Origin of the sequence: Kribbella turkmenica (assembly GCF_004348725.1) — a bacterium.
GTDB lineage: Bacteria > Actinomycetota > Actinomycetes > Propionibacteriales > Kribbellaceae > Kribbella > Kribbella turkmenica.
The window spans coordinates 1-5,675 of the sequence record NZ_SMKR01000276.1 but is presented as its reverse complement, the minus strand read 5'-3'; the positions used below and the strand labels follow the sequence as shown (position 1 = coordinate 5,675).

The following is a 5,675-nucleotide window of genomic DNA, read 5'->3' as shown; positions in this document are numbered from 1 at the left end:
CCACTCGTCGGTGTCGACGACCCGTGGGGGTGGGGCCGCTCACTGGAGTGGGCCACCGGTTGCCCGCCGCCGCGGCACAACTTCGAGCAGCTGCCGCGGATCCGGTCCGAGAGCCCTGCGTTCGACCATCACCACCCCGACATTGCCCTCGCGGAGTACGCGGACACCGGGGCACCCGCCGACAGCCTTCTCGACGCCGGCGAGGATCAGGGCCGCGTCGAGCACCTCAAGTCGCAGTCACCGGCACCGGACGACGAAACGCCTGACCCACCGCAGAAGACCTGACGCATGCCGCTCGCGACAGGCGGGGTTGTCCCTGAGCCTGAGGTGGAGCTTCAGCTTCAGCTGGACAGCCGGTTGAGGAGCGTCGTCAGGTGGTCGTGCGCCGACTGGGGTGGCGGACCGGTGGTGGCCAGGAGATTCAGGGCCTGGGTGTAGGTGTCGACGTCGTCGCGTTTGTCGAGGTACAGCGCGCTGGTGAGGTGCTCCAGGTAGACGATGTCGGGCAGGTCGCGCTGGGGGAAGCGGAGGATGGTGAAAGCACCGCCGGCCGCGGCGTGGCCCGGGCTGTCGACCGGGATGATCTGCAAAGTGACGTTCGGCCGCTCGACGGCGGCGCGGAGCGCATCGAGCTGGTCCCGGAGCACCTGCCGTCCGCCGATCGGACGGAGCAGCACGGACTCCTCGACGACGGCCCAGAGCTTCAGCGGCGGCTCGCGGTCGAGCACGCGCTGGCGACGGGTGCGGAGGTCGACGACCCGTTCGACCTCGGCCTCGGAGCGGGCGCTCCCCGGCGTCAGCCGCGCGACCGCCCGGGCGTAGTCGGCGGTCTGCAGCAGGCCGGGCACGAACTGGATCTCGTACGTCCGGATCATCTCGGCGGCCGCCTCGAGGCCCAGGTACGCGTCGAACCAGTCCGGCGTGACGTCGCCGTACCGATGCCACCAGCCGCGGTTGTTCGCCTCCCGGGCCAGCTCGAGCAGCCGCTCGCGCTCGCGCGCCTCGGTGACGCCGTACAGACTGAGCAGGTCCTGGACGTCGCGTTCCTTGAAGCCGACCCGGCCGAGCTCCAGCCGGCTGATCTTGGACTCCGAGGCCCGGATCGCCCACCCGGCGTCCGACCGGCTCACCCCCGCTCGCTCACGCAGCCGCCGCAGATGACTGCCGAGCATCATCCGCAGCGCTGTCGGCCCAACCTCACCGTTCCCCGCCATGGGTTTACTCTACAGCACTATCGAACATATGTTCTAGTCTGTTCGAGACTCCGCGAGAGCTGTCCAGTGCCCGACGTCCGCGGGTGCGAAGTGCCGGATCGCCCAGTCCACCATGCGCAGGCTCATGTGCGCCCAGAGCGGCCGGAGGACGTCGTCCGGGAACTCGTCGAGGACGGCGTCGAGCCGCCCGGCGAGAGTGGCGCCGGCCCTCTGTCCGTGGACGCCGAAGCGCAGCGTGACCAGGTCCATCCGGCGATCGCCGCGGCCGGCGCCGTCCCAGTCGATGACGCCGGTGATCCTCCCGTCGACGGCGAGCAGGTTGCCCGGATGGAAGTCGATGTGCACCGCGTCGTCGCCGGCCAACGGTCCCGGGTACTGCGCACCGACCGCGGTGATCCAGTCGTCGAGCCGAGCGGTACGGCGGTCGTGAGCGCGGAGCGGCCCGTGCAGACAGAACCCGGGTCCGTCCGCCCGCAGGAACAACTCCAGCGGCGGAATGTCCGGGCGGCCCACGAGCAGCCCGGCCTGGAGCTCGTTCAACGCCAGCGCCTGATCCAGCGCGGGCCCGTCGAGCCGCGCAATCGGGGCGCCGGGCAACAGTTCCTGCACGGTGGCGACGGCGGATCCCAGCTGCACCGCCAACTGGGTCTCCGGGACCGGTGCGCCCGTGGCCCGCACGGCCTCCGACACCGCGATCGGGCCCGCCAGCATGTCCTCGAGCCGCGTCCCCGGCCGCCATTTCAGCACCGACCGCCGACCGTCAGGCCACCGCACGAAGGCAGCTCCGACCTCCCCACCGGCGCACGGTCCCTCGACGGTCAGCCGGACGCCGGCCTCCTCGGCCACCTGATCGGCGAGCCGCGCCGCGTCCAGCCGCTGCACCCGGCCCCAAGGCGAACTCATCCGCTTCCCGTCGACTAGGCATCCACGAAGTCCGCAGTCTGCTCGCCGCAGCCGTGTGTGTCGAACGGATTGAACCGGTGTCGGGGGACTAGGTGCGGAGGTACTCCGCCCGCCAGCGCTGGATGGTGGGGCCCGCCGGGCTGGGGGACTGGATGACCTGGATCAGGCGGAGGTCGGGGGTGGCGAACGACTCGATGGTGGCCCGGGTCAGCGGCCAGGGCGGGCCCTCGACGGCGTCGTCCGGCCGGTCGTCCGGCCGGGCGGCCGCGATGACGACCAGGGTGCCGCCCGGGCCGACCTGTTCGCCGACCTGCTTGATCGCGGCCGGCTGCAGCTCGATCGGCAGGGCCTGGACCGTGTAGATCTCGATCACCAGGTCGAAGGCGCGCTGCCACTCGGCGGGCGGAGCGAACAGATCGGCGGTGACGTACCGCACCGTCGAGTCCGGGTGATTCCGTTGAGCGGCCTCGACCGCCGAGGGGGAGATGTCGAAGGCGGTCGTGTCGTACCCGAGGTCCGCGATCAGCTCAGCGTCCCAGCCGGTGCCGGCACCGACGATCAGTGCGGACTTGCCGGACCCGTCCGGTTGCGACTCCTCGGCCCACTCCATCAGCAGCGGGTGGGCCGCGCCGCGATCCCACGGAACCACCGCGGTGCCGTCCAAAGCGGCCGAGTAGAGGCGCTCGAACCAGCCGGTCGGATCGTCCTGGTCCAGCGACTCGCGGGCGATCCGCCGGGACACCACGTCCGGATCCTCGGCCGGCTCACTCATCCGCAATCCCTTCGTGAATCGCTCGCACGGTCTGCACCGTATCGACCTGATCGGGCGACTTGTCGTCGCGGTAGCGCAGGACGCGGGCGAACCGCAACGCCATGCCGGCCGGGTACCGCGGCGACGTCTGGACGCCGTCGAACGCGATCTCCACCACGATCTCCGGACGGAGGTAGACGGTGTAGTCGTCGCGGCGTACCTCGAGCTCCTGGAAGCGCTCGGTCTGCCACCGGAGCAGCTCGTCGGTGAGCCCTTTGAACGTCTTGCCGAGCATGACGAACTTACCGCTCTCCGCGTCACGGGCACCGAGGTGCAGGTTCGACAGCCAGCCGGTCCGGCGGCCGTGCCCCCACTCCGCCGCCAGCACCAGCAGGTCCAGCGTGTGCGTCTGCTTGACTTTGACCCAGCCCGACCCGCGCCGGCCGGCTTCGTACGGCACGGTCAACGACTTCACCATCACGCCCTCGTGCCCGCGCTTGACCGCGTCGGCGAAGAACGCGTGCCCGGACTCGGGGTCGTCGGTCACGAGCCGCGGGATCCGCTGCTCCTCGGGGATCAGCTTGCTGAGCCACTCGTGCCGCGTCGCGCCGTCGAGGCCGAGCAGGTCCTGCCCGTCCTGGTGCAGGATGTCGAAGAAGTACGGCGTCAGCGGCACGGACTCGGGCCCGGTCGCCGCACGTGTCGCCGTCCGCGAGCCGGTGACCTGGAACGGCTCCGGCCGTCCGTCCGGCCGCAACGCGATCAGCTCACCGTCGAGCACCACCTGCTGCGCATCGAGCGCGAGCACGGCGGTCACCACCTCAGGCACGCGGGAGGTGATGTCGTCCAGCGTCCGCGTGTAGACGACGACCTCGGAGCCGTTGCGGTGCACCTGGATGCGGATCCCGTCCAGCTTCCACTCGAGGGCGGCCGGAGTCCCGGTCTTGCCGAGCGCCTCGACCACGCTGGTCGCGGACTGCGCGAGCATCGGCTGCACCCCGCGACCGACCTCGAGGCCGAACCGCGCGAGCCCGGCCTCGCCCTCGGTCAGTACGGCGACCGCCACCGGAGCAGCGGCTCCGCGCAGCATCGTCGCGGCCCGGATCCGCTCCAGCGGGATCCCGGTCGCCCGGGCCACCGCGTCGGCCATCACGCCGTCCAGCGCGCCCTGCCGCAGCTCACCGCTGACGAGCAACCGCAGGAACCGCTGCTCGGCCTCGGTCGCCCGCGCGAACAGCGCGTCGACCGCCTCCCGGCGGCGCGCCTGCGATCCCGGACCGGCCAGCTCGGCGAGCGCTGCGAACGCGCGATCGACCTCCGCGACGGTCAGCGACGGCGTCCCGGCCGGCTCGGGCGCGTTCGTGAGGGTCCGCCAGCCGACCCCGGTACGGCGCTGGCGCAGCTCGCCGGACAGGTAGGTGACCACGACCTCGGTCTCCTCCGGATCCGTGGCGGTGGCGAGCAGATCCGCGATCAGCTCGGCCTTCTTCAGCCGCGAGCGGGTGTCGGCCAGGCCGGTCGACGTCTCGACCACCTCGGAGAGCAGCATGCCCCCAGTCTCACCCATCCCACCGACACTTCCGGGCACCGGTAACTTTCGCGGCCGGGCGTGCATCGAAGAAGACAACCGGTCCCATCCGGGAAGTGGGCCTTCCCCCGGCTCCCTGACCCTCAGGGTGGGTCAGGGAGCCGGCGGGAGGTCGTCGAGGAACGCTGCCGTCGGGGTGAAGAAGAGGGCCCCGGTGACGGCGGTGGAGAAGTCGAGGATGCGGTCGTGGTTGCCCTCGGGCTCGCCGACGAACATCCGCCGCAGCATCAGCTCGGTCACCGCCGGGGACTTCGCGTACCCGATGAAGTAGGTGCCGAACTCCTGCGTCCCGATCGTGCCGAACGGCATGTTGTCCCGCAGGATCCGCAGCTCGTTGCCGTCCTCGTCCTCGATCACGGTCAGCGCGATGTGCGCGTCCGCCGGCTTCACGTCGTCGGCCAGCTCGATGTCGTCGAGCTTGGTCCGGCCGATGGCGTGCTCCTGCTGCTCGACCGTGAGCGCGTTCCACGCCTTCAGGTCGTGCAGGTACTTCTGCACGATCACGTAGCTGCCGCCGGCGAACTCCGGGTCCTCGGCCCCGACCAGTACGGCGTCCTCGGCCTCGGAGCCGGTCGGGTTCTCGGTCCCGTCGACGAACCCGAGCAGGTCGCGCATCTCGAAGTACTTGAAGCCGTGGACCTCGTCGATCACGGTGGCGGCACCGTCGAGCACCTTCATGATCTGGCCGGCGAGCTCGAAGCACTGGTCCAGGTGGCCGGCACGGATGTGGAACAGCAGGTCGCCCGGGGTTGAGACCGCGTGGTGGGTGGCGCCGCGCAGTTCGACGAACGGGTGCAGCTCGGCCGGCCTGGGTCCGCTGAAGAGCCGGTCCCACGCGTCGGAGCCGATGCTGGTGACGCACGACAGGTTGCCGGCCGGGACGCGGAAGCCGACCGAGCGGGTCAGGCCGCTGACGCGCTCGAGCAGGTCGCGCGCCTTCTGCTCGCCGCCGGGCTCGATCCCGACCACCAGGAAGATCGCGGATCCGGTCAGCGGCATCAGCACCGATTGCGGCAGTGCTCGCGTCGACGCGGTCGGTCCGGGAGTCGGATCTGTCACCACTGCGCTTCCCTCCGAGAGCTACTTGTCCGGATCTTCTAGAGTCCAACCATGGACCCGCAGCACGGCGAACCGCGCCCGGAGGATTCGCTCCGGCCAGGCAGCCAGGCACCCCCCGGCGGCCCGCCACCACCCTGGGTCCCGCCGAACTCCCCACAAC

5 protein-coding genes and 1 pseudogene are annotated in these 5,675 nt (G+C 71.0%); 1 reads left to right on the top strand and 5 read right to left on the bottom strand.

What is annotated here, in order from left to right; all coding sequences use genetic code 11:
• Positions 1-285: pseudogene (locus tag E1218_RS34810) on the top strand (cbb3-type cytochrome c oxidase subunit I); the annotation flags it as partial.
• 56 nt (positions 286-341) lie between these two features.
• Here E1218_RS34810 and E1218_RS34805 read toward each other — a convergent pair.
• The 5 genes from E1218_RS34805 to E1218_RS34785 form a co-directional block, all read right to left on the bottom strand.
• Entirely contained in the window at positions 342-1,214 is an 873-nt protein-coding gene (locus E1218_RS34805; protein WP_132327292.1) for a helix-turn-helix domain-containing protein, read from the bottom strand.
• Between the two features lie 33 nt (positions 1,215-1,247).
• Positions 1,248-2,117 carry a phosphotransferase gene (locus E1218_RS34800; protein WP_132327291.1) on the bottom strand — a complete coding sequence of 290 codons (870 nt, stop codon included), beginning with the start codon at positions 2,115-2,117 and terminating at the stop codon, positions 1,248-1,250.
• An 88-nt stretch (positions 2,118-2,205) separates the two neighbouring features.
• Complete coding sequence (locus E1218_RS34795) at positions 2,206-2,889, bottom strand: class I SAM-dependent methyltransferase (RefSeq protein WP_132327290.1); 684 nt, start codon at positions 2,887-2,889, stop codon at positions 2,206-2,208.
• Positions 2,882-4,435 (bottom strand): ATP-dependent DNA ligase, encoded by a 1,554-nt coding sequence (locus E1218_RS34790; RefSeq protein ID WP_233712676.1) that lies wholly within the window; start codon positions 4,433-4,435, stop codon positions 2,882-2,884. The genes E1218_RS34795 and E1218_RS34790 overlap by 8 nt, the downstream gene beginning before the upstream one ends.
• A 114-nt stretch (positions 4,436-4,549) precedes the next feature.
• Complete coding sequence (locus E1218_RS34785) at positions 4,550-5,515, bottom strand: Dyp-type peroxidase (RefSeq protein WP_233712675.1); 966 nt, start codon at positions 5,513-5,515, stop codon at positions 4,550-4,552.
• Positions 5,516-5,675 lie beyond the last annotated feature (160 nt).

Excerpts from the sequence above, each read along its gene's own strand:
- E1218_RS34805 (WP_132327292.1), bottom strand. The coding sequence starts at position 1,214 with ATGGCGGGGAACGGTGAGGTTGGGCCGACAGCGCTGCGGATGATGCTC.
- E1218_RS34800 (WP_132327291.1), bottom strand. The coding sequence starts at position 2,117 with ATGAGTTCGCCTTGGGGCCGGGTGCAGCGGCTGGACGCGGCGCGGCTC.
- E1218_RS34795 (WP_132327290.1), bottom strand. The coding sequence starts at position 2,889 with ATGAGTGAGCCGGCCGAGGATCCGGACGTGGTGTCCCGGCGGATCGCC.
- E1218_RS34790 (WP_233712676.1), bottom strand. The coding sequence starts at position 4,435 with ATGGGTGAGACTGGGGGCATGCTGCTCTCCGAGGTGGTCGAGACGTCG.